The organism is Sphingobium sp. L-44 (genome assembly GCF_056859495.1).
In genome coordinates this window covers 166691-189364 of the sequence record NZ_JBSXOQ010000096.1, presented here as the reverse complement: position 1 = coordinate 189364, position 22674 = coordinate 166691, and the positions used below count along the sequence as shown (strand labels likewise).

At 64.5% G+C, this 22674-nt stretch carries 27 protein-coding genes; 16 read left to right on the top strand and 11 right to left on the bottom strand.

The window, feature by feature from the left end; genetic code table 11:
- Positions 1–6: 6 nt before the first annotated feature.
- Entirely contained in the window at positions 7–1218 is a 1212-nt protein-coding gene (locus tag AC13EK_RS14820; RefSeq protein WP_069338803.1) for a rhamnogalacturonan acetylesterase, read from the bottom strand.
- Between the two features lie 328 nt (positions 1219–1546).
- On the opposite strand from AC13EK_RS14820, the gene AC13EK_RS14815 reads away from it, so the two are divergent.
- Positions 1547–4489, top strand: a complete 2943-nt coding sequence (locus AC13EK_RS14815; protein ID WP_069338804.1) for a TonB-dependent receptor — start codon at positions 1547–1549, stop codon at positions 4487–4489.
- An 81-nt stretch (positions 4490–4570) separates the two neighbouring features.
- Here AC13EK_RS14815 and AC13EK_RS14810 read toward each other — a convergent pair whose 3' ends face one another.
- The 7 genes from AC13EK_RS14810 to AC13EK_RS14780 all read right to left on the bottom strand — a co-directional run bounded on the left by AC13EK_RS14810 (position 4571) and on the right by AC13EK_RS14780 (position 10119).
- Positions 4571–5347 (bottom strand): IclR family transcriptional regulator, encoded by a 777-nt coding sequence (locus AC13EK_RS14810; RefSeq protein ID WP_069338805.1) that lies wholly within the window; start codon positions 5345–5347, stop codon positions 4571–4573.
- Positions 5348–5509: 162 nt separating this feature from the next.
- The gene (gene pal / locus AC13EK_RS14805) at positions 5510–6022 is read right to left on the bottom strand and encodes a peptidoglycan-associated lipoprotein Pal (protein WP_069338806.1); all 513 of its coding nucleotides are present in this window, start codon (positions 6020–6022) and stop codon (positions 5510–5512) included.
- 119 nt (positions 6023–6141) lie between these two features.
- On the bottom strand, positions 6142–7476 hold the full coding sequence (tolB, locus tag AC13EK_RS14800; RefSeq protein WP_037519409.1) for a Tol-Pal system beta propeller repeat protein TolB: 1335 nt from the start codon (positions 7474–7476) through the stop codon (positions 6142–6144).
- Entirely contained in the window at positions 7473–8444 is a 972-nt protein-coding gene (locus AC13EK_RS14795; RefSeq protein ID WP_069338807.1) for an energy transducer TonB, read from the bottom strand. Before AC13EK_RS14795 ends, tolB begins: the two co-directional genes overlap by 4 nt.
- A gap of 18 nt (positions 8445–8462) precedes the next feature.
- A complete protein-coding gene (gene tolR, locus AC13EK_RS14790) occupies positions 8463–8933 on the bottom strand; it encodes a protein TolR (RefSeq protein ID WP_004209369.1) in 471 nt (156 codons plus the stop codon).
- Positions 8933–9652, bottom strand: a complete 720-nt coding sequence (gene tolQ, locus AC13EK_RS14785) for a protein TolQ (protein ID WP_004209370.1) — start codon at positions 9650–9652, stop codon at positions 8933–8935. The genes tolR and tolQ overlap by 1 nt, the downstream gene beginning before the upstream one ends.
- Entirely contained in the window at positions 9649–10119 is a 471-nt protein-coding gene (locus AC13EK_RS14780) for a YbgC/FadM family acyl-CoA thioesterase (protein ID WP_004209371.1), read from the bottom strand. Before AC13EK_RS14780 ends, tolQ begins: the two co-directional genes overlap by 4 nt.
- Positions 10120–10286: 167 nt before the next feature.
- Between AC13EK_RS14780 and AC13EK_RS14775 the strand changes: the two genes are divergently transcribed.
- Positions 10287–11165 (top strand): 3-hydroxybutyryl-CoA dehydrogenase, encoded by an 879-nt coding sequence (locus AC13EK_RS14775; RefSeq protein WP_069338808.1) that lies wholly within the window; start codon positions 10287–10289, stop codon positions 11163–11165.
- Positions 11166–11195: 30 nt separating this feature from the next.
- Here the strand turns inward: AC13EK_RS14775 and pspF are convergent, their stop codons facing one another.
- Positions 11196–12227: a phage shock protein operon transcriptional activator gene (pspF, locus tag AC13EK_RS14770; RefSeq protein WP_069338809.1), complete on the bottom strand. Its 1032-nt coding sequence runs from the start codon at positions 12225–12227 to the stop codon at positions 11196–11198.
- Between the two features lie 187 nt (positions 12228–12414).
- On the opposite strand from pspF, the gene AC13EK_RS14765 reads away from it, so the two are divergent.
- From AC13EK_RS14765 to AC13EK_RS14720, 10 genes are all read left to right on the top strand, one after another.
- Entirely contained in the window at positions 12415–12588 is a 174-nt protein-coding gene (locus AC13EK_RS14765; protein ID WP_007708701.1) for a hypothetical protein, read from the top strand.
- Between the two features lie 84 nt (positions 12589–12672).
- Entirely contained in the window at positions 12673–13341 is a 669-nt protein-coding gene (pspA, locus tag AC13EK_RS14760) for a phage shock protein PspA (protein ID WP_004209375.1), read from the top strand.
- Positions 13342–13345: 4 nt separating this feature from the next.
- The gene (pspB, locus tag AC13EK_RS14755) at positions 13346–13612 is read left to right on the top strand and encodes an envelope stress response membrane protein PspB (protein WP_017500988.1); all 267 of its coding nucleotides are present in this window, start codon (positions 13346–13348) and stop codon (positions 13610–13612) included.
- 1 nt (position 13613) lies between these two features.
- A complete protein-coding gene (gene pspC / locus AC13EK_RS14750; protein ID WP_004209378.1) occupies positions 13614–13994 on the top strand; it encodes an envelope stress response membrane protein PspC in 381 nt (126 codons plus the stop codon).
- 42 nt (positions 13995–14036) lie between these two features.
- Complete coding sequence (locus AC13EK_RS14745; RefSeq protein ID WP_004209379.1) at positions 14037–14327, top strand: hypothetical protein; 291 nt, start codon at positions 14037–14039, stop codon at positions 14325–14327.
- 28 nt (positions 14328–14355) lie between these two features.
- Positions 14356–14667, top strand: coding sequence for a hypothetical protein (locus AC13EK_RS14740; protein ID WP_017500990.1), 312 nt, complete (start codon positions 14356–14358; stop codon positions 14665–14667).
- A gap of 28 nt (positions 14668–14695) precedes the next feature.
- Positions 14696–14947 (top strand): hypothetical protein, encoded by a 252-nt coding sequence (locus AC13EK_RS14735; RefSeq protein ID WP_037519415.1) that lies wholly within the window; start codon positions 14696–14698, stop codon positions 14945–14947.
- A gap of 28 nt (positions 14948–14975) precedes the next feature.
- On the top strand, positions 14976–15209 hold the full coding sequence (locus AC13EK_RS14730) for a hypothetical protein (RefSeq protein WP_010339237.1): 234 nt from the start codon (positions 14976–14978) through the stop codon (positions 15207–15209).
- A 47-nt stretch (positions 15210–15256) separates the two neighbouring features.
- On the top strand, positions 15257–15691 hold the full coding sequence (locus tag AC13EK_RS14725; RefSeq protein ID WP_010339236.1) for a SufE family protein: 435 nt from the start codon (positions 15257–15259) through the stop codon (positions 15689–15691).
- A 51-nt stretch (positions 15692–15742) separates the two neighbouring features.
- Positions 15743–16240 carry a hypothetical protein gene (locus tag AC13EK_RS14720; protein WP_037519418.1) on the top strand — a complete coding sequence of 166 codons (498 nt, stop codon included), beginning with the start codon at positions 15743–15745 and terminating at the stop codon, positions 16238–16240.
- Between the two features lie 46 nt (positions 16241–16286).
- On the opposite strand, the gene ggt is transcribed toward AC13EK_RS14720, so the two are convergent.
- On the bottom strand, positions 16287–17996 hold the full coding sequence (gene ggt, locus AC13EK_RS14715; protein WP_069338810.1) for a gamma-glutamyltransferase: 1710 nt from the start codon (positions 17994–17996) through the stop codon (positions 16287–16289).
- Between the two features lie 70 nt (positions 17997–18066).
- Positions 18067–19119, bottom strand: coding sequence for a quinone-dependent dihydroorotate dehydrogenase (locus AC13EK_RS14710; protein WP_069338811.1), 1053 nt, complete (start codon positions 19117–19119; stop codon positions 18067–18069).
- A gap of 345 nt (positions 19120–19464) precedes the next feature.
- Here AC13EK_RS14710 and AC13EK_RS14705 point away from each other — a divergent pair, with 345 nt between their 5' ends.
- The 4 genes from AC13EK_RS14705 (at position 19465) to AC13EK_RS14690 (ending at position 22655) form a co-directional block, all read left to right on the top strand.
- Positions 19465–20409 (top strand): helix-turn-helix domain-containing protein, encoded by a 945-nt coding sequence (locus AC13EK_RS14705; RefSeq protein WP_010339232.1) that lies wholly within the window; start codon positions 19465–19467, stop codon positions 20407–20409.
- Between the two features lie 103 nt (positions 20410–20512).
- The gene (locus AC13EK_RS14700; RefSeq protein ID WP_069338812.1) at positions 20513–20923 is read left to right on the top strand and encodes an RrF2 family transcriptional regulator; all 411 of its coding nucleotides are present in this window, start codon (positions 20513–20515) and stop codon (positions 20921–20923) included.
- Positions 20920–22404, top strand: coding sequence for a Fe-S cluster assembly protein SufB (gene sufB, locus AC13EK_RS14695; RefSeq protein ID WP_004209391.1), 1485 nt, complete (start codon positions 20920–20922; stop codon positions 22402–22404). The genes AC13EK_RS14700 and sufB overlap by 4 nt, the downstream gene beginning before the upstream one ends.
- Positions 22401–22655, top strand: coding sequence for a hypothetical protein (locus AC13EK_RS14690; RefSeq protein WP_139150136.1), 255 nt, complete (start codon positions 22401–22403; stop codon positions 22653–22655). Before sufB ends, AC13EK_RS14690 begins: the two co-directional genes overlap by 4 nt.
- Positions 22656–22674: the final 19 nt, after the last annotated feature.

Here is a 22674-nt window from a genome sequence, read left to right as displayed (position 1 = left end):
CATGGCTCAGTTACCTGCCGGACGCACATCGCTATGCGCCCGGCTCGGCACGATCGCCACCTGCGGGGCGCTCGGCGGTTGGGCCGGCATAAAGGGTGCGGCGACGATATGCGGCGCCAGTTCGGGAATCTGCGTCCTGATCCGCTCGGCCACCGCGCTCGCCAGCAGCCAGGCGCCATAATTATTATGATGGGTCTTGTCCTTGCCGCCATCATTGAAGGCGGTGGGTGCGACCTGCGGCCCCAGCGCTTCGTAGATGGCACGGCTGTCGGCATTCAGGTCGATCAGCGGCACCCGTTCCTCGGCCGCCAGCTTGCGCACCGCATCGGCATAGCTGCCCAGCGTATCCTTGATATGGCCGCTCTCGTCGAAATTGCGCCGTTCCGGCGACGTCACCAGCGCCGCATGGGCGCCGCGCCGCCGCACCTCGGCGATATAGGCGCGTAGATAGGCGGGGTAGGTAGTGGCCGCATCGGCATAGGTTTGCGGCCATTCCTGCTTCTGGTCATTATGGCCGAACTGGATGAACAGCCAGTCACCCGGCTTCACCGCCGACAGCAGCTTGTCGAAGCGCAGGTCGGTGAGGAAGGATTTGAGCGTTGCGCCCGACTTGGCATGGTTGGCGACCGCGATGCTGCCGTCCAGCATTACGGGGAGCATCTGGCCCCAGCTCGCCGCCGGTTCGGCCGCCTGATCGGTCACGGTCGAATCGCCAGCGAGGAAAATCGTGGGCGCGCTCACCGGCTCGATCGTCACCGAAGCGACCTGCGGCTTGCCCAGAAATTCCAGCGTCAGCCGGTCGTCCCACGTATATTCGCGCGCATCGCCCGCAGTGATCCGCACGGCCGTTCCGCCCGGTGCATTGGCGGGCGGCGGCGGCAGGGCAGGGCTGCGGACATTGACCAGGAACTGCCGTTCGACCAACTGCCCCTTCTTGGTCGCGACATTGCGTAGCATCAGCCGCCGCGCTTCGGCCTTCACCGTGGTTTCGCCGGCTGCCTTGCGGTCGCCCAGCTTCAGCGTCACCCGATAGGTGCCGTCGGGCACCGCCACCGAAAACAGGAAATCGCCGTCCGTGCTGCCCGGCTCCATGCCATGGCCGCCAGCCTGATAGGGCGTCTGCCGTGTGGCACTGCCCGACGACAGGTCGAAGGATTGCGGCGCCGCGATGGAGGATCCTGCCATCAGGATCAGGGCAAGGCTGGTGCTGAGCGGCATGACGCAAACATCCTGAGCGAGACAAATAGGGGAGCGCGCCAAGACGCGCTCCCCCAAGAAAACCGCCCGTGCAGAGGCGGAAGCAGGAATCCGGTCGCGATCACGATGGGATCGGTCTCATAAATTGATAGCATGATCCATATATAGGGAAAAAATTCCGGTCAATCCCTCCCAGCATCCAATGCGATCAGCGCCTTCGTGATCCACATCGTGGAACTTGCGGTCATATTATGATTTTTATGGAAATGTCGTGAAATATAATATAGTGTGACACAAAATTTCACATAGTGGGAATGCCGGCGAGGGCCGGCACATTGGGGAGGAAGTCATGATCGAGCATTACAGCCGTATTGCGTCCGCGCGCCGTTCGTCGGTGATCGCGCTGGCCGTCGCCATGATGGCGGGCGCGCCGGCCTTTGCGCAGGACCAGGCGCCGCAGGCGCAGCCCGACCAGGAAAATGCCGACATCGTCGTCACCGGCTTCCGCGCCTCGCTCAACAGCGCGCTCAGCATGAAGCGGCAGGAAGCCGCCGCGATCGACTCGATCGTCGCCGAAGATATCGGCAAGTTCCCCGACTCCAACCTTGCCGAATCGATGCAGCGCGTGCCGGGCATCGCGCTCCAGCGCGGCGACGGCGGCGAAGGCCGCAACATCTCGGTCCGCGGCCTTGGCCCGGCCTTCACCCGCACCCGCATCAACGGCATGGAAGGCACGTCGCAGACCGGTTCGTCGGACATTTACGGCGCCGGCAATAATGGCCGCAGCTTCGACTTCAACGTCTTCCCGACCGAAATCTTCTCGGCCCTGTCGGTGCGCAAGACCCCCTCGGCCGATGTCGAGGAAGGCTCGCTCGGCGCGACGGTCGATCTGAGCGCGCCCAAGCCGATGGAACAGAAGGAGGATTTCGTCCTCTCGATGACCGCGCGCGGCGTCTATAACGAGCTGTCGAAGGAGGTCGATCCGCGTGCCTCGCTGCTGGTATCGAAGAAGTTCGGCGACAGCGGCTTCGGCATCCTCGGCTCGGTCGCCTATCAGAAGCGGCACATCCGCGAAGTCGGCTATTCGGCCGTGGACATCCTGTCGGCCAATACCAATGGCGGTTTCTGCTCGCCGGTCGGCTTCGCGCCGCAGAACCCGGCCGACAATGCTGCCAAGGGCGCCGATGCGCTCAATTGCTCGACCGGCAATCCGCGCACCAGCACCAGTGCCGCCTATCAGGCCATCTATGATCTGCGTCGCGACGACCTGCCCAATACGCCGGGCAGCGGCGCCTTCCTGCCGCGCATTCCGCGCTACCTCAATTCGGAACAGAATCAGGAACGGATCGGCGGGTCGCTGACCCTGCAGTTCAACCCCGACGACGACACCGACATCTCGCTCGACATGCTCTATTCGCGGTTCGAGGTGACCCGGCGCGACAATTATATCGCTGCCATCTCCTTCGCCCGCTCGGCCGCCAATAACGGCCAGCCGATGACCTCCGTGCGCGATATCGAGTTCGACGAGAATGGCTCGCTGGTCCAGGGCGTGTTCGACGGCGTCGACGTCCGTTCCGAAGGGCTGGTCGATCATTTCGTCTCGACCTTCAAGCAGGCCAACCTCAACTTCCGCCGTCGCCTCAACGACAGTCTGGAACTGAGCGGCATCGTCGGCTTCAACCGCTCCATCTGGGACGGCAAGAAGCGTCTCCAGACCTTCATGGACGCGATCGACACCGATGGTTTCTCGATCGACTACAGCAAGGGCGGCACCACCCCAACCTTGGGCTTCGGCATCGACGTCAATGACCCCGCCAGCTTCAACTATGCGCCGGGCCGCGCCGATGGCACCGTGCTGGGCGGCTTCAGCTATCAGGGCAAGCCGTCGAAGAACACCACCGACAATATGACCGCCGACATCAACCTCAAATGGACGGTCAGCGACGCCTTCTCGATCAAGGGCGGCGCGCAATATCGGCGCAGCAATTTCCTGTCGACCTTCCTGCGTCCCTATAATGCCGATACCGTGGTGCGGGCGCTGCCGGCCGGCACGACGCTGGCCGATATCACCACCACCATCACCGGCGTCGACAAGCTGTGGGGCCATGGCGCCCCGTCCAGCTGGGCGGCGATCGATCCCGAGAAATGGGCCGACACCTTCGGCTTCGACGATGTCCGCTATTGCGGCGTCGAATGTGGCGGCGGCCGCAGCCGCGTGCGCGAAGAGGTCATGAGCAGCTATCTCATGGCCAATTTCGATCTCAGCGATGCGATCGGCTTCGGCATTCGCGGTGACGTCGGCGTGCGCTACGTCAAGACTGACATGCTGTCGTCGGGTTACATCGCCGTGGCGCAGGCCAGTTCGCCGACGGGTCTGACCGGCCAGTTCGCGGCCGCCAGCAACAGCTATGACGACTGGCTGCCCTCGGCGAACATCGTCGTCGAACCGGTCGAGAATGTTCTGGTCCGCTTCTCTGGTGCCAAGGTCATGGCCCGTCCAGAACTCGGCCTGCTGACCCCGACCAGCGGCGTCAATCCGGTCACCCGCGTCGGTAATGTCAACAACCCGTTCCTCGACCCGATTCGCGCCAACACCTTCGACGTCGCGGTCGAATGGTATTTCCGCCCCGGTTCGCTGCTCTCGGCTGCCTTCTTCTACAAGGACATCAAGAGCTTCATCCAGAATGTGAACAGCCAGATCCCGTTCAACCAGCTCGGCTTGCCCAACGCCCTGTTGGAAAACAGCAACACCTTGCCGGATGAGCTGTTCACCGTGTCGCAGCCGTTCAACACGCCGGGCGGCAAGCTCAAGGGGATCGAGCTCAATGCCCAGATTCCCTTCACCTTCCTCGACGGCTTCTTCAGCAATTTCGGCGTGCTGGCGAACTACACCCACGTCACGTCGAAGATCGACTATATCCTCGCCAGCGTGAACGGCGTGCCGACCGTGACGACCACGGCGGACCTGGTCGGCCTGTCGCCCAACACCGCGTCGGGCACGCTCTATTATGAGGATGACAAATTCTCGATCCGCACCACCGGCAACTTCCGCGACAAGTTCATCCGCGGCATTCCGGCCTCGCCGGGCAGCGACCTTCAGGGCAATGCCAAGACCTTCTACATGGATGCGTCGGCCAGCTATAATGTCACCGATCGCCTGAAGATCATCGTCGAGGCGCAGAATCTGACCGACGAGCAGAACCGCCTCTATATCGACAGCCAGCGTCAGGACACGCTGTTCGAAACCCGCATTGGTCGCACCTTCACCTTCGGCGTGACCTACCGGATGTAATTTCCCAGTCCTCCCCAACCTCAAAGGGCGCGGCTACCTACGGTGACCGCGCCCATTTTCTTGTCAGGAATGAAGGGAAATTCAGCGCTGGCCGCTGAAGCCCACCGCGGCGCTGATCTGTTCGGCCGACTTCATCACTTGCTCGGCCAGCGCCGGGCGGACATCGTCGGTCAGATAATGGGCCGCGCTCGCGATCGAGATGGCGACGCAGATCTGCCCCTTGGCATCGCGCACCGGCACCGCGATCGACCGCACGCCATCGCCCAGTTCGCTGTCGTGCAGCACTTCGCCGCGCGCCTTGTGGACCCGCATCTCGGCAATATAGGCGTCGATATGCTTGCGGCTGGCCTCGCCACCCTTGGCCTCGACATAGAGCCGTTCCCAGGTCGCCTCATCCTCGTCCAGCAGCAGCGCCTTGCCCAGGCCCGTTTCGGCGACCGGGCGGCGATCGCCCGGCGCGGTCGCGACGCGCAGCCGCTGGTTGCCGGTTACCCGGTCCAGATGGCGCGACCAGTCGCCCTCGCGCTTGCCCACGAACACGCAGAAGCCGGTCTTTTCCGACAGCAATTCCATGAACGGGCGGGCGACACGGACATAGTCGATCTGCTCGGTCGCCAGCACGCCCAGCTGCAACAGCTTGGGGCCGAGCGCGAAGCCGTTGCGCGTCACCGCCAGATAGTCGCGCGATTTCAGTGCCTGCACCAGCCGGTGCGCGGTGGTCTTGCTCATGCCCAGCTTGCGGGCCAGATCGGCGGCACGGATCGGCCCGTCGATCACCTCGTCCATGATATCGAGCGCGCGCATCAGCGTCTGCGTGCCCTTAACGCCCTGTTCCTGCTTCTCTTCGCCATCTTGCATATGTTTTTTCGCTTCCTGTTTTCGTCCCATATATAGGGTCGTCCCACATATCGGAAACGAATTTCGCAATGACGGAGTGAAGATCGTGGCCGGCCCAAAAACATAAGGGCCCGCCGATCGAAATCGGCGGGCCCATAGCCGTCAGTCGCGACCCGACGGGGATCAATATTGGACGGTAACGGTCACTGCGCGGCGGTTCTGCGCCCAGCTTGCCTCGTCCGAACCCAGAGCCGCCGGCCGTTCCTTGCCATAGCTCACGGTGTTGATGCGGCTGGGCGAAATGCCCAGCGAAGCGAGATAATTTTTGGCCGCATTGGCGCGACGGTCGCCCAGCGCGATATTGTAATCGCGGGTGCCGCGTTCGTCGGCATGGCCTTCGATGGTGATGCGGACATTGGGGTTCTGCTGCAGCCAAGCGGCCTGGCTTTGCAGCGTCGCCTGATCCTCGGCATCGACATCATATTGGTCGAGGCCAAAGAAGATGCGGTCGGACGACACCGACGCGACGAAATCTTCCTGGCTGCCCTTGACCGGGCCGGTCTGGCCGATCGGACCGCCCGTCTGGGTCGTGTCGCTGCCACCCGGCGCCGGCGGCAGTTCGGCCGGCGGCTTCTTCGAGCAGGCGGCGAGGGCCAGGACGGCGGTTGCCATGAGCAGGGGCCGGGTGATCTTCATCGGGGTCTCCTAAGGATATCGCCATTCTGCCATCCGGACGGGCAACAGCATGGTTGGTAAAAATCGTTACGCTGTCAAGACGATAGGGTTCCCTATCGCGTCGAAAAGCTGTGGAAAACTTATGGCAGCAACGGACCCCAGGCTGGGTCGGAGCCGCTGAGCGGCGTCGGGATGCGCCGTTCGTTCACGCCGGTCAGGTCGACCTGCCACACCTGGCTGCTGCCCTGGCGACCCGGCGTGGTGCGGAAGAATTGCAGCACGCGGCCATTGGGCGACCAGGTCGGCTGCTCGTCCTGCCAGCCATTGGTCAGGATGCGCTCATTGTCGCCGCTCGGCGTCATCACCGCGATCTTGAAATCGCCCGACAGCTTGGTGAAGGCAATGAGGTCGCCGCGCGGGCTCCATTCGGGCGTCGCATAGCGGCCGCCGCCATGGCTGATGCGGCGCTGGTTCGACCCGTCGGCATTCATCACATAGATTTGCTGCCCGCCCGACCGGTCGCTTTCGAACACGATCTGGCGGCCATCGGGCGAATAGGAACCGCCGACATCGATGCCCGGCGAATTGGTGAGGCGCACCGGCGCGCCGCCCTGGGCGGACACGCGATAGATATCGGTATTGCCCGACACCGCCATCGAGAACAGGATGTTGCGGCCATCGGGCGACCAGCGCGGCGCGAAGGTCGTGTTGTTGCTTTCGGTCACCAGCCGCTGCTGCCCGGTGCCGATGTCATAGACATAGATGCGCACCCGGCTGCCCAGATAGCTCACATAGACGATCGACTTGTAATCGGGCGAGAAGCGCGGGGTGAGGGCGATCGACTGACCATTGGTGATGAAGCGGTGGTTGGCGCCGTCGGAATCCATGATGGCGAGGCGCTTGACGCGGTTATCCTTGGGGCCGCTTTCGGCGATATAGGCGATGCGGCTGTCGAAGAAGGGGCTCTCGCCCGACAGCCGGGCATAAATGGCGTCGGCGCATTTGTGCGCGGCGCGGCGCCAGTCGCGCGGGGCGACGACATAGCCCTGGCGCGTCAGTTCCTGCTTCAGCGCCACGTCATAAAGGTAGCAGCCCACGGTGATGTCCGCTTCGCCGCCGGTGGTGCGGACAAAGCCCTGCACCAGCGCCTGATAGGCACCCCATTTGTCATAGACGGGGTTGGTCACTTCCGGGAAAGCGAGCGCGGGCATGCCGGCCGGGCCGGACGGATCGAACAGGCCCGATCCCTTAAGGTCGGTGGCGATCACCTCGGCGATCTTGCGGCCCAGTTCATTGGCGGTGCCGGCCGGGGTCGCGACATCCTGCTGCGCCGGCAGCGCGGGCACCGCGATCTTCAAATTGCTGTCGATATCGCCGGTCACGTCGACCGACAGCTGCGCCAGCGCGGGCATGGCGGTGAAGGCGAGCAGGGCGGCGGTCGCCGCGGCCAGGCGGCGGAGCAGGGTCGTCGTCATCGGTTCAGCCTCGCGTCAAAGCGGAGTGGCCGCAGCCATTTCCATTGTTCATAATATTCGGGCGGCAAATTGCGGAAGGGCGAAGCGAGCTTCACCGCCTGGATCGCGCGCTCCGCGTGCAGCTTGGCCTGGGGCCGGTTGCTGGCGGTGACGCCCAACTGGTCGATCACTTCGGGCGTACCGATCACCGCGCCATTCTTGTCCAGCCGCACTTCCAGCAGGGTCACCAGCTGGTCGGCATCCGCGCCTGACGGCGGGCGCCAGTTGGGCTTGAGCTGCCGGCGGATTTCGGCGTCGAGCGCCGCCTTCTGCTGCGGCCCCATGGCGGCGGCCTGCGGCGCGGCGGCCGGCTTGCGCGGCGCGTCGGCGCTGGTGTCGATGCCTTTGAGGAAATCATTGCCCAGCAGCGATCCCTTCGGCTTGGCTGCGGCCTTGCCCGATCCCGATGCTGCGGCCGGCTTGGCGGCCTTGGGCGCGGGCTTGGCGCTGGCCTTGGCCGGCGCGGCGGCCGCTGCCTTGGGCTTCTCCGGTGCCGGCTTCGTCTTGGGCTTTTCCGCCGGCTTTTCGGGCGCCGGCTTGGGCTTGGGCGCCGCCTTGGGCGTTTCCTTCTTCGGCGGTGTTGGTTTCGGCTTGGGCGGCGCGGGTTTCGCGACTTCCTTGGGCGGGACCGGCTTTGGTTTGGGCGGCGCCGGGGTCGGCTCGGGCACGGGGGCCGGCTCGGGCTGGGCAGCGGGCGCAGCGTCCTCGGTCGGGCCCTTCTCAGGCGCGACGCTGGGCGGTGGCGGCTCGGTCGAGATGCGCGGCGCGGTCGATTGCAGCGCCACTTCGTCCACCAGGCTGACATCCATCGGCGGGCTGTTCAGCTTCAGCGGATTGGGCGTCGCCAGGAACCCGGCCGACAGCAGGCCGAACAGCAGGACATGTCCTGCCGTCGCAACGCCAAGGCCGATTTTTTCCGCGCGTTCCATCGGTTTGACCTATGGCCCCTATTCTGAACCTGCGCTGACATCGTCGGCGCCGTCCTGCCCGCCGGTGCTGACCAGCGCCACCTTGTTGAGGCCGGCCCGGTTGAGCTCGCCCATCACCCGCATCACCCGGCCATAATCCAGCGCCGTGTCCGCTCGCAGGAAGATCTGCGGCGCGTCGGGCTTGCCGGCATTGGCCGACACGATCTCGGCCAGCCGGTCGGGCAGGTCGGCGTCGCTGACCACATCCTCGTCGACATAGATGGCGCCGTCGCGATCGATCGACACCACGGTCGGCTTGGCATCCTGGTCCAGCCCCTTGGCGCGCGTCTCGGGCAGGTTCACCGGCACGCCGGTCACCAGCAGCGGCGCGGTCACCATGAAGATGATCAGCAGCACCAGCATGACGTCGACCAGCGGCGTCACGTTGATGTCTGCCATCGGCGCGCGATTGCGCCCGCGCCGACCGGATGGAGGACCAGACATCGCCATCAGCGTTGGGCCTCAAGCTCGCGGCTCAAGGTCGCGTAGAAGCCATCGGCAAAGCGGTTGAGGCGCGATTCCATCCGGTTGATGCCATGGCTGAACCGGTTGTAGGCGATCACCGCCGGGATGGCGGCGAACAGGCCGATCGCGGTCGCGAACAAGGCCTCGGCAATGCCCGGCGCGACGACGGCGAGCGAGCTGTTCTGCGCCGCGGCGATTGAGGTGAAGGCGCGCATGATGCCCCACACGGTGCCGAACAGGCCGACGAAGGGGGCAACCGAACCGACCGTCGCCAGGATGTTCAGCCGGTCCGACAGCCGGTCGACCTCGGCCGCGATCGTGCTCGACATGCTGGTCGCCAGCCGGTCGCGCGTGCCGTCGCGGTCGATCACCTTCTGCGCGGTGGAGCGGCGCCATTCGGTGACGCCGGCGGCCATCACCTTGGCGGCCGGGAATTCGGCCTTGCCGCGGGCTTCATAGAAGCGGTCGATATCGTCCGCCTTCCAGAAATCCGCCTCGAACGCGCGGCTCTGCTTGCTCGCCTTGCGCAGGGTGAAGCTGAAGCCGATGATGATCGCCCAGGTCCAGATGCTGGCCAGCAACAGGCCCAGCATCACCCCCTTCACGACGATGTCGGCCTGCAGGAACAGGGCGAGCGGCGAAATGGTGGCGGCGTCGGCAGCGGCGCCAACGGCGGCGCCGACGTCAGGCATGGACAGGTTCATGGGTGGATGTCTTCCCCTCGCATCAAACGGCTGAAAATCTCGATCCAGGGGCGCGGCTGGCGCTGCGGTCGTCCCTGGGGTGTCAGATAGGCGACGGTGATGACGCCGTCGGTCAATATGTCCTCGCCGCGCATGACTCTTTGCTGAATGACGCAGCTGGCGGCGCGCACCTCCATCACCTGGCTGACGACCATCAGGTCATCGTCCAGCCGGGCGGGGCGGCGATAGGCGAGTTTCAGGTCGGTGACGGCATAGACGCCTTCGCCGCCTTCATGATTGGCGCGCTGGTCGATGCCGGCGATGCGCAGCATGTCGGACCGGGCGCGCTCCATATAGCGCAGATAATTGGCGTGATAGACCAGCCCCGACAGGTCCGTATCCTCGAAATAGATGCGCAGCGGGAAATGATGCACGGCGGCGATGAACCGTCCGGATGCGGGCGCTGGCAGGGGATCGGCAAGGGGCATGGGCGGCTATTAAGCATGGCGTGCGGTTCGCGCAAAGGCGGAAAATAGCGCGGGCGAACCATCCATCCGTCGCGATGGCCCGTTCGCCGCCCGCGAAGGGGCTTGGCGCGCGGCCTTACTTGTCGGTAGGGGTGACTGGAACGAACATTTGGTGAGGAGAATGGGACATGACCGACATCAAGACCGTGGGCGTGATCGGCGCCGGCCAGATGGGGGCGGGCATTGCCCAGGTCGCCGCCCAGGCCGGTTATGACGTGATCCTGTCCGACATCGACCTGCCCCGCGCCGAAAAGGGCAAGGCCGGCATCGCCAAGCTGCTGGCCCGCGCGGTCGAAAAGGAAAAGATCAGCCAGGCCGACGCCGATGCCGCGCTCGCCCGCATCACCCCGGTCGGCGAGATCGCGCCGCTCGCCGGCGCTCAACTGGTGATCGAGGCCGCGACCGAGCGGGAAGAGGTCAAGCGCACCATCTTCACCAATGTCGGCAAGATCCTGGCGCCCGGCGCCATCCTCGCCACCAACACCTCGTCCATCCCGATCACCCGCCTGGCCCAGGCCGCGCCCGATGCCAGCCGCTTCGTCGGCGTCCATTTCTTCAATCCGGTGCCGGTGATGGTGCTGGTCGAGGTCATTCGCGGCCTTGCCACGTCGCCCGAAACGGTCGCCGCGGTCGAGGGTTTCGCCGCGAAGATCGGCAAGACCACGGTCCATGCCTTCGATGCGCCCGGCTTCGTCGTGAACCGCATCCTGCTGCCGATGCTGAACGAGGCGGTGTTCGTGCTGGGTGAGGGCGTCGGCAGCGTCACCGACATCGACCAGGGCTGCAAGCTTGGCCTCAACCATCCGATGGGGCCGCTGACCCTGCTCGATTTCGTCGGCCTCGACACCGCGCTCGAAATCCTCAACGTCTTCCTCACCACCACCGGCGATCCCAAATATCGTCCGGCGCCGCTGCTGGTCAAATATGTCGAGGCCGGCTGGTATGGCCGCAAGACCGGCAGGGGCTTCTATGATTATTCGGGTCCGGAACCCGTCCCGACCCGCTGAACCTGTCCGGTAGGGCGGCCCCGTGCCGCCCTATCCCGCGCTCAGCCCATGTTTCTTCATGCAATGGCGCAGCTGGTCATAGGTTAGGCCCAGCCCCTTGGCGGTGGCGCGCTGATTATAGCGGAACCGCTCCAGCGCCGCCCGCACGATCGCCGCCTCATGCGCATCGACCGCCGATTTGAGATCGGTGACATCGCCATGGCCGTTCATCACCGATGCAGCCGCAGGTGCCGGCGCCGCGCTTTCCGGTGAAACTGCCGCAGTCCCCGGCATCAACGGGCGTGGTTTCCAGGGCGAGGCGAAGGGGTCGAACACAATGGACGAGATCGGCCGCCCCGGCTCGGGCCAGCGATAGACTGCCCGCTCCACCACATTGCGCAGTTCGCGCACATTGCCCGGCCAGCCATGGCCTTCCAGTTCGGCCGCGCAGGCGGCGGAGAAACCCGGCCATTGCGGCCAGTTGAGTTCCGCTGCCATGCGCCGGCCGAAATGGTCGGCCAATACCGTTATGTCGCCTTCGCGCGCGCGCAGCGGCGGCAGGGTGATGACCTCGAAGCTCAGCCGGTCGAGCAGATCGGGGCGGAAGCGCCCGGCATCGGCGGCGGCGGGCAGATCCTCGTTGGTGGCGGCAACGATGCGGACATCGACCATCACCGGCCGCGACGATCCGATCCGCGTCACTTCGCCATATTCGATCACCCGCAGCAGCCGCTCCTGCGCCGCCATCGACAATGTGCCCAGTTCGTCCAGGAACAGGGTGCCGCCATCGGCCTCCTCGAACCGGCCCGGCCGCGCCTTGGTCGCGCCGGTGAAGGCGCCCTGCTCATGGCCGAACAATTCCGCCTCGATCAGCGTCTCGGGCAGGGCGGCACAGTTCATCACGATCAGCGGCTCGCCCCAGCGTGGCGACAGATGATGCAGGCGCTCGGCAATCAGCTCCTTGCCGGTGCCGCGTTCGCCGATCACCAGCACCGGGCGATTGAGTTCGGCGGCCCGCCCGGCCAGTTCGACGGCGTCAAGAAAGGCCAGCGACTGGCCGACAAACTGGGTATTTTTCTCCATGCGCCAAAATATGGGGAAATTTCCCAACTTTCAGCAAGTGAAATCTTTGCGCAGCCGTGCCAAATCATCAAAAAACGGCTGTTTTCTGCGCTTTTCGAAAATTGGCACGGGCTCTGCAATGTTAGGAACGAAGCCGCTGCACAGACAGGCGGCACCTTTAGAAGGCCAGGTTCAAGGAGTGTTGAAGATGGAAAAGAACAGCAACAGCGTTCGCGAAATCGGTCAGCTGATGTCGGTCGCCATTGCCGCCGTCCTGTTCGGATCGACCATGATCCTTTCGGCGGTCGGCCCGGCCCGCGCCAGCGAAGCCCCGGTCCTCGCGACCCAGGATACCCCCGCGACCCTGCGCTATCTGGCGTAAGGCCGCACGACCCAGGCCGGGGCGGAAATGCCCCCTCTCGTCCGCCCCGGCCCCCTTGAAGAGAAGACCAGGAGCACCGTTAAAATGGGTATTTTCTCCCGCACCCGAGACATCATCGCCGCCAATGTCACCGACCTGCTCGACAAGGCCGAAGACCCGGCGAAGATGATCCGCATGATCATCCTCGAAATGGAGGAGACGCTGGTCGAGGTGCGCGCGTCCGCCGCCCGCACGATCGCCGACCAGAAGGAAATGCGTCGCCACATCGGCAAGCTGCAGGCTTTGCAGGATGGCTGGACCGAAAAGGCGCAGCTCGCTCTCAGCAAGGATCGTGAGGATCTCGCCAAGGCCGCGCTCGTCGAACGCCAGAAGGCCGCCGACATGGCCGAGCATCTCTCCCACGAGATCGAGGTGCTGGACGAGGCGCTGAAGGCGTCGGAAGAGGACATCGCCAAGCTGCAGGGCAAGCTGCGCGAGGCGCGTGCCCGCCAGAACAGCCTGGTCAGCCGCATGGAAAGCGCGCAGAACCGCCTGCGGGTGCGTGAAGCCTATGCCGGCGAGAAGGTCAACGAAGCCTTTGCCCGCTTCGACATGCTCGAACGCCGCGTCGACATGGCCGAAGGCCGCGCCGATGCCATGGGTCTGGGCGCGCAGCCCAAGACGCTGGAAGAGGAAATCGCGGAGCTGAAGTCGGCCGACAAGGTCGATGCCGATCTCGCCGCGCTCAAGGCCAGCATGAACAAGGGAGCCTGATCCGATGGAAGACGTACTGGTCCCCATCGCCGTGGTCGGCATGCTGTTCATCGGCATGCCCTGGCTGATCTTCCACTATGTCACCAAGTGGAAGCAGGCGCCCAAGATCACCGACGAGGATGAGCGGCTGCTGGATGAACTCCACCTGCTCGCCCGCCGTCTCGAAGACAGGCTGCAGACGGTCGAACGGATCGTCGCAGCCGACAATCCCGACTTCCGCCCGCAACGTCCGGCACAGGACGATAATTACGACTTCGACCGGAGGAACTGACATGAGCGCCCGCCGCACCAAATTCTATCTCGACAAGCAGAATGGCAAGTGGATGGGCGTGTGCTCCGGCATCGCCGACTATACCGGGATCGACGTGGTCTGGGTTCGGGTCGGCGCGGTGCTGGTGACCCTCATGGGCGCCTTCCCCTGGACGCTGATCGCCTATTTCGCCGCCGCCTATTTCGCCGATGCCAAGCCCCAGGGCCTTTATTCGGATCGGGACGACGAGAAATTCTGGCAGGGCGTCCGCACCAACCCGGCGCGCTCCACCCGCGACGTCCGCTCCAAGTTCCGCGATATCGACCGCCGCCTCGCCGACATCGAGGTCTATTATACCAGCCGCAACACGCGCCTCGCCGACGAGATCGACAGCCTGCGCTGAAGCATAGCCAGGACAGGGCAGCAATAACGGGGAGTTAAGGCCATGAATTTCGCAGGACCGACCTTCGTTCTGGCCATCATCGCCATGTCGACGCTGGGCTGGATGTTCACCACCTGGGTCCGTGCCCGCCATGGTTATCCGGTTGAAAATGAATGGACGGGCACCGTTCATCGAACAGATCCCGACGCCGGTCGAAAAATCGACCTTCTTTCAAGTGAAAACGAAAAGCTGACTGGCCGCATCAGCCGCCTCGAAGAACGCATCGCAGTCCTCGAACGGATCGCCACCGATCCCGCCGCCCGGACCGCGCGCGATATCGACGCGCTGCGCTGACGCTGACCAGGCAAGGGGAGTAAAGATCATGGTTCCAGTTGAAGTTCTTGCGCCTGCTGCGGTCATCGTCGGATCGCTGGGTGTCGCGGGTTGGGTTTTTACCACCTGGCTTCGCATCCGGCACGGCTACCCGCTGGAAAATAGCTGGGGCAAGGCGGTCTATCCGCAGAAGAATGAGGAAATGGTCGAGCGCATCAAGCTGATCAGCCAGGAAAATGCGCAGCTGCGCGCCGAAATCGGCTCGATGAAGGACCGGCTCGCCGTGGTCGAGCGGATCGTCACCGACGAAAGCCATCAGCTCAATCGCGAAATCGAGCGGCTGCGCGGTCCGGCGAACTGATCGCCCCGCACGCCCAAGGGAGGACAATATGGATCCGTTTCAAATGGTCGTCGCCATCGTCGGGATTACCGCCGTCGCCAGCGTCGTCCGCGCCAAATATGGCGTCGTCCGCCGCCACAAGGGTGAGGAATTCATCCAGCGCGGTCCCGATCCGGAGGCTGAACGTCTCCGCGCCGAAGTGAAGGCACTCAAGGACCGGGTCGCCGTGCTGGAACGGCTCGCCACCGACAGTTCGACCGCGCTGGAGCGCGAATTCGAGAAGCTCAAGGACCGCGACTGATCGCGGCAAAGGACACAGGGAGGACATCATGCAGGATCCCCTCTTCTACCTCACCATGGCCACCGCCGGCCTCGCCGGCCTCACCATCGTCGCCTTCGCGTCGCTGCGCGGCTGGAACGGCTGGCTCGACCTCAAGCGGGCGGAATTGAGCCGCCGCAGCGAGGAAGCCGCGCCGCCCTCGGCCGCCGCCCGTATCGAGGTCGCCGACCTCAAGGAACGCATCCGCAAGCTCGAAGCCATCGCCGCCGGCGTCGATCTCTGATCCGCCGGCGGGGAAAAGCGGCTTTCCCGCACCGCTTTTCCCCCTATATGGGCGGCATGACCGATCAGCCCGCCCCGATGCCCGTTCTGGCCGACCTCCAGGAAGAATATGAATTTCTCGACGCCGATGATCGCTATCGCCTGTTGATCGATCTGGGCCGGGGGCTGGAGGATATGCCCGACGCGCTCAAGACCGATATGACGCTGGTGCGGGGCTGTTCGGCGGCGGTCTGGGTCTATCCCACGGTGCTCGACGATGGCCGGCTCCATTTTCTCGCCGACAGCAATGCCGCCATCACCAAGGGGATCATCGCGCTGGTGCTGCTGACCGTGCAGGACCGCGCCCCAGCACAGATTGGCGCGACCGATATCGAGGGCGCGCTGGCTCCCTTCGACCTCAAGAACCAGCTCAGCTCCAACCGCACCCAGGGCATTCCCAACATGATCGCCCTGATCCGCGAGACCGCTGCCCGCTACGCCTGACGGAAACTCCCGCGCATCCCCGCGTTCTTGCCTGACAAGGAGAATGCGACAATGCGCCATATCATGCCCCTCGCCATGCTCGGCCTGTTGGCCGCCTGTTCGGGCGGGGACAAGAAGGAACCGACCCAGCGCGATCAGATCGGCCAGGTCTGGAAATATGAAACCGCCGGCGCCAGCCAGAAGGTCGCCTATATCGGCAGCGCCAACAGCGTGCAGACCATGACCGCCGCCGACACCTTCTCGGTGCTGATGGTCCAGCCCATGTCCAATGGCGAAAAGACGGTGACGGTGAAGCTGGTCGGCGCGCCCTTCCAGTGCGACCTGTCCGACTGCGCGGTCGATGCGAAGACCGATGATGGCAAGGCCCATCGCTGGAAGGGCCGCATGACCGAGGCGAAGGACGGGATCGAGATCATGCCTTCGCAAAATGCCTATGAGGCGATCGCCAAGGCGAAGAGCCTGAAGGTTGACCTCGCCGTCGGCCCCAAGGATCAGCGCTTCCCGTTCGAATTCAACGTCGCCGGGCTCGACCTCAAGAAGGGCGCCTGACGCGATCATGGCGAGCGCGACGCTGCGCTCGCCATGATCGCCTGCCTTATTCCTGCAGCGACACGCCGGGGCTGCGCGGGTCGGCGGCGCCGATCCAGTGGCCGTCGGCGGTCCGCTCGGCCGCATTGGCCTTGAGGCCCAGGCGCGAGATGGTGACGCGGTGGCCCAGTTTCTCCAGCGGCGCCTTCATCGCCTCCAGCGACGTGCCCTGTTCCAGCACCAGTCCATCACCATTGAAGAATTCCAGGCCCAGCGCGATCGAATCCTGCGCCGACAGGCCCCAGTCGAAATGGGCGATCAGCGCCTTGGCGACCTGCATGATGATGGTCTTGCCGCCGGCCGCGCCGACGGTGAAGATCGGCATGCCCTTTGCGTCATAGACGATGGTCGGCGACATGGACGACAGCGGCCGCTTGCCCGGCTCCACCCGATTGGCGACCGGCGCGCCATTCTTCTCGGGCGTGAAGCTGAAATCGGTCAGCTCATTGTTCAGCACCACGCCATTGGCGACCAGCTGGCTGCCGAAGAAGCTCTCGATCGTCGATGTCCAGGCCGCGATGTCGCCATTGCGGTCCACCGCGACGAAATGGCTGGTGCCGCTTTCCGGCTGGGGCAGGGCGCTGGTGCGCGGCTGCGCCCCGGCGGGCAGACCGGGCTTATAGGAGTTGAGCGCCTTGTTCAGCCGGATCTCGCCCGACCGCTGCTTGAGGTAAGCGGGATCGATCAGCCCGGCGATCGGTACATGGACGAACTCGGGGTCGCCCAGCCAGGTGTCGCGGTCGGCATAGGCCAGTTGCATCGCTTCGCCGATGACGTGCCAGGAGCGCGGGTCATCCTTGCCCCACTGCGCCAGCGGGAAACGCTCGACCATGCCCAGCACCTGCAGCACGGTGATGCCGCCGGCCGACGCCGGCCCCATGCCGCATACCGTATAGGCGCGATAATGGCCGCATACCGGCTTGCGGTCCTTGACCTGGTAATTGGCCAGATCGTCGGTCGTCATCGGCACCGGGTTCCGCGGCGCAGTGGTGACCGCCTTGGCGATCGCCTGCGCATTCTCGCCCAGATAGAAGGCGTCCGGCCCTTCCGCCGCGATCCGCTTGAACAGGGCGGCGAGCGGCGGGTTCTTCAGCGTCGTGCCGACCGCCGGCAACTGCCCGTCGATCCAGTAATAGCTGCGGATCTCGGGGAAATCGGCCCAGATATTCTGCAACGCCTTCAGCGCCGTGGCGGTGCGCTCGCCCAACTGGAAGCCATCGTCGGCCAGCCGGATCGCGGGCTGGAACAGGTCGGCCCAGGGCAGCTTGCCCCATTTCTTGTGGGCTTCCCACGCCATGCGCAGATTGCCCGGCACGCCGACCGAATAGCCGCCCGGCCAGGCCTGGACGAAGGGCAGGGGCTTGCCGTCGGCGCCCATGAAGCGGTCGGGCCGGGCAGCGGCCGGCGCGGTCTCGCGCCCGTCGATCGATTCCAGCACGCCGCTCGCGCCGTCATGATGCATCAGGAAGCCGCCGCCGCCGATGCCGCTATTATGCGGCTCGACCACGTTCAGCGCCAGCATCATCGCGATCGCCGCGTCGGTGGCGGTGCCGCCCTTGCGCAATATTTCCTGCCCCGCTGCCGCCGCGCGCGGATCGGCGGCGGATACGGTGGCATTCAATGCCACCGGCTCGCGCGCCAGGGCGGTTACGGGCGGCAGGGCAAGGGGGGCAATCAGGGCGAAGGGGGCCAGCAGGCCGGTCAGGCGGGAGGTCATGGCCGGCACCCTAAAGCTCGCATTTCGTTTCGCAACCCGTCTTGTTTCGATCATGTGCGGGAAGGACGGATCAGGCGTCGATCCCCACCACCTCGCCGATATGCCGCACGCCATCGCGCGCCATCAGGACCTTGAGGCCATCATTGATCCGCCTGGCGAGATAGGGGCCTTCATAGACCAGCGCGCTATAGACCTGCACCAGCGAGGCGCCGGCACGGATGCGGGCATAGGCCTGCTCCGCATTGGCGATGCCACCCACGCCGATCAGCGGCAGCCGGTCGCCCAGCAGCCGGCGGAAGTCGCGCAGCTTGCCCAGCGACAGGTCGGTCAGCGGCGCGCCCGACAGGCCGCCGGTCTCGCCCGCATGGGGCGATTGCAGCGCCGGGCGGGTGATGGTGGTGTTGGACACGATCAGCGCGTCGATCCGGTGGTCGATGCAGGCGGCGGCAATATCCTCGATATCGGCCGGCTCCAGGTCGGGTGCCACCTTCAGGAAGATCGGCGGGCCGCCGGCTGGCCGTGCCGCCATCACCGCGCCCAGCAGATCGTCCAGCGCCGCCCGGCCCTGCAGCGCGCGCAGCCCCGGCGTGTTGGGCGAGGAGATATTGACGGTCAGATAATCGGCCAGCGGCGCCATGCAGGTAACGCCGGTGGCATAATCGGCATTGGCGCGCCCGGCCGCCGTCGCTTCCTTGTTCGCGCCGATATTGATGCCGATCACCGGCCCGTCACCCACCGGCCGGCGATAGCGGGCGATGCGGTCGGCGGCGGCGCCCTGGCCGCCATTGTTGAAGCCGAAGCGGTTGATGACCGCCTTGTCCTCGACCAGCCGGAACAGGCGCGGCTGGGGATTGCCCGGCTGTGCCAGCGGGGTCAGCGTGCCCAGTTCGGCAAAGCCGAAGCCCAGCCCATGCATCTTGTGCGCGACCCGGCCATCCTTGTCATAGCCTGCCGCCAGGCCCACCGGATTGGGAAAGGCGATGCCCGCCACCGTCTGCGCCAGCATCGGGTCGGCCTTCAGCGGGGCCGGGGTCGGCATCATCCGCAGCAGCGCGATCGACAGATTATGGGCGCGCTCGGCATCGAGCGCGAAGAAGAGCGGACGGATCAGGCGATAGGACATGGCCGCGCTATGCCAGCGGTGCCTGCGCAGGTCGAGTCGTGTTGCGTTATTGCAACAACATATTCCCTTGCGTCATTTCATGACAGAAAACGTCATGAATGCGATCCTTTTCGGTCGTCAGATGTCCGATCTGTCCAATAATCTTCCACCGATTCGGGCTTAAAGCCGTCTTGCGACCCGAAGGCTCTAGGCCATTTTGGCTGATGAGACCTTTTCCTGACCCGGCAGTGAAAGCTGCCGGGTCATTTTTTTGTTGCAACGCTGTGGCGAAAAATCGTCATGGTGACGTCATGGCTCTTGCACGGTCGCTGGCCGCGCTCATAATGCCGCCACTGGGGTGAAACTATGGGGCCGCAACATTGGGATCTGCCGCTGAGTGCGGCGCGGGGGGTGGTGCCGGATAATCGCGGGCCATTGTCCTATTCGGTGGATGCCGAACAGGGCCCGGTCCGCTTGCGCTATTTCACCCCGCCGGAAAAGGTCCGGCCCTATTTCGGCTCGCTCTACATATTTTCCGTGGCCGCCGACCATTATGCCGACGTCACCCGCGCCGATGTCGCGCAGTTGCGGCTGATGCTGCGGGGCGATGGGCGCTATCATTTCCAGGATGGATCGGTGCAGCGGCCCCCCGCCGTCGGCCTGATCGGCCCCACGCAGGGCGCGACCCGCTTCGAACTGGATGCCCCGACCCGGCTGCTGGGCGTGTCGCTGCTGCCGGCCGGCTGGCTGGCGCTGCATGGCGGCGACGCCGACAAGCTGGCTGATGGCCTGTGCGATCTGGCGGCGGAGCGGGATGACGGCTTTCTCGACCTGCTCGCCCAGTTGCAGCGCATGGAGGATGGCGACGCCATGGCCGCGCTCACCTGGTCCTTCCTTGCCGAACGGATCAAGCCGTTGCCCGAAGCGACCTGGGCGATCCTGCGGGCGATCGACAGCTGGCTGATCGGCGAAGGCTCGCCCCGGATCGAGGTGCTGAGCGAGATGACCGAATTGTCGCCGCGCCAGCTCGCCCGCATCACCAACAAACTCTATGGCGCCCCGCCCAAGCTGCTCGCCCGCAAATATCGCGCCCTGCGCTGCAGCGCGCGGATCGCGCTCGACCATGAAAGCTGGCAGGCGCTGTGCGACGATGGCAGCTTCTACGACCAGTCGCATTTCATTCGCGAGATCAAGCATTTCATCGGCATGACCCCGCACCAGCTCCAGACCGAGCCGACCGCCGTGGTCCAGCTGACCCTGCTCCGCCGCACGCTGGGCGGCGACGTCGCGGTGCTCAACCGGCTGAGCTGATCACCCTTCGATCCAAGCAAAAATGCCTTGATTCCGGGGGCGAGTGGGACCACATGCCCAATCGGATTGATTCGATCCGATTTGAGAATGGTTCGCAACACGCATGAAATTATCGAGCTTTGCCGATTATGCCGTCGTGCTGATGTCTGCCGCCGCCCGCCACTGCGGTGCGGTCAAGATGAACGCGACCACGCTCAGCGCCGAAACCGGCATCCCGCTGCCCACCGCGCAGAAGCTGGTGAGCCGGCTGTCGGCGGCGGGTCTGCTCGAATCGAGCCGGGGCACTGGTGGCGGCGTGCGCCTGTCGCGCCCGCCCGCGACGATCACCCTGGCGGACGTGGTGGAGGCGGTCGAAGGCCCCATCGCCATGACCGCATGCAGCGAACAGGGGGCGCATGACTGCAATCTGGAACAGGATTGCCGCATCCGTCCGCACATGAATCTGGCGAACAACGCGATCCGCGAAGCGCTCGCGAACGTGACCATCGCCAGCCTGACACGAGAAATGGCATGACCGAAGAAGTGAGCACCGTCCGTAATCAGGAAGCGCTGGAGGCCGCCGAGCGCGCCTCCACCTATGAGCATGGCTGGTCGTCGGCCATCGAGCAGGATTTCGCGCCCAAGGGCCTGAACGAGGATACGGTCCGCTTCATCTCGGCCAAAAAGAACGAGCCGCAATGGCTGCTCGACTGGCGCCTGAAGGCCTTCGCCATGTGGCAGAAGATGGAAGCGCCGGACTGGGCCAAGCTCAATGTCCCGCCGATCGATTACCAGGACGCCTATTATTACGCCGAGCCGAAGAAGAAGGTGGAGCTGGATTCGCTGGATCAGGTCGATCCGGAAATCCTGGCGACCTATCAGAAGCTCGGCATCCCCATCGCCGAGCAGGAAATGCTCGCCGGCGTGAAGGGCAGCCGCAAGATCGCGGTCGACGCCGTGTTCGACTCGGTCTCGGTCGCCACCACCTTCCGCAAGGAGCTGGAGGAAGCGGGCGTCATCTTCCGCTCGATCAGCGAAGCGGTGCGTGAATTCCCCGACCTGGTGAAGAAGTGGCTGGGCAAGGTCGTGCCGATGCACGACAATTATTTCGCCACCCTCAACTGCGCGGTCTTCTCCGACGGCACCTTCGTCTACATTCCCAAGGGCGTTCGCTGCCCGATGGAGCTGTCGACCTATTTCCGCATCAATGCGGAAAATACCGGCCAGTTCGAGCGCACTTTGATCGTCGCGGACGATGGCGCCTATGTCTCCTATCTCGAAGGCTGCACCGCGCCGATGCGCGATGAGAATCAGCTTCACGCCGCGGTCGTGGAACTGGTCGCGCTCGACGATGCGGAGATCAAGTACAGCACCGTCCAGAACTGGTATCCCGGTGACGAGAATGGCAAGGGCGGCATCTATAATTTCGTGACCAAGCGCGCGCTCTGTCAGGGTCGCAACTCCAAGGTGTCTTGGACCCAGGTCGAAACCGGCTCCGCCATTACCTGGAAATATCCGTCCTGCGTGCTGAACGGCGAGAATAGCGTCGGCGAATTCTACTCCGTCGCGCTCACCAACAATCTGCAGCAGGCCGATACCGGCACCAAGATGATCCACAATGGCAAGGGCAGCCGCTCGACCATCGTGTCGAAGGGCATCTCGGCGGGCCGGTCCAACAACACCTACCGCGGCCTCGTCCGCGTTGCGCCGGGCGCGGAGGGCGTGCGCAACTTCACCCAGTGCGACAGCCTGCTGCTGGGCGACCAGTGCGGCGCCCACACCGTGCCCTATATCGAGGTGCGCAATCCCTCGGCCCAGATCGAGCATGAGGCGACCACCAGCAAGATCAGCGACGACCAGCTTTTCTACGCGATGCAGCGCGGCCTGGATCAGGAAAGCGCGGTCAGCCTGATCGTCAACGGCTTCGCCAAGGAAGTGCTGCAGCAACTGCCGATGGAATTCGCGGTGGAAGCGCAGAAGCTGCTCGGCATCAGCCTGGAAGGCAGCGTGGGGTGACGCGAAATGCAGCCATTGTGAGTGACATAACTTTGTTGCTTGCTGTGATGATTGCCGGGCCGATGATTGGATGGTTTTTCTGCAAAGGTTGGAAAACTGGGCTGGTCGAAACTTGGTATGGCAATTTCGTTAAATCTGAACGACCTGCGGCCTTTTGGCTTTTCATGATGATTTATGGCGCTGGCCTATTGGTTGTAGCGGCCAGTCTGGTGATGGTTTGTGCGGATCTTTTCGGAAACGCGGCAAGCTGAACAGCAAATTTGAGATTTT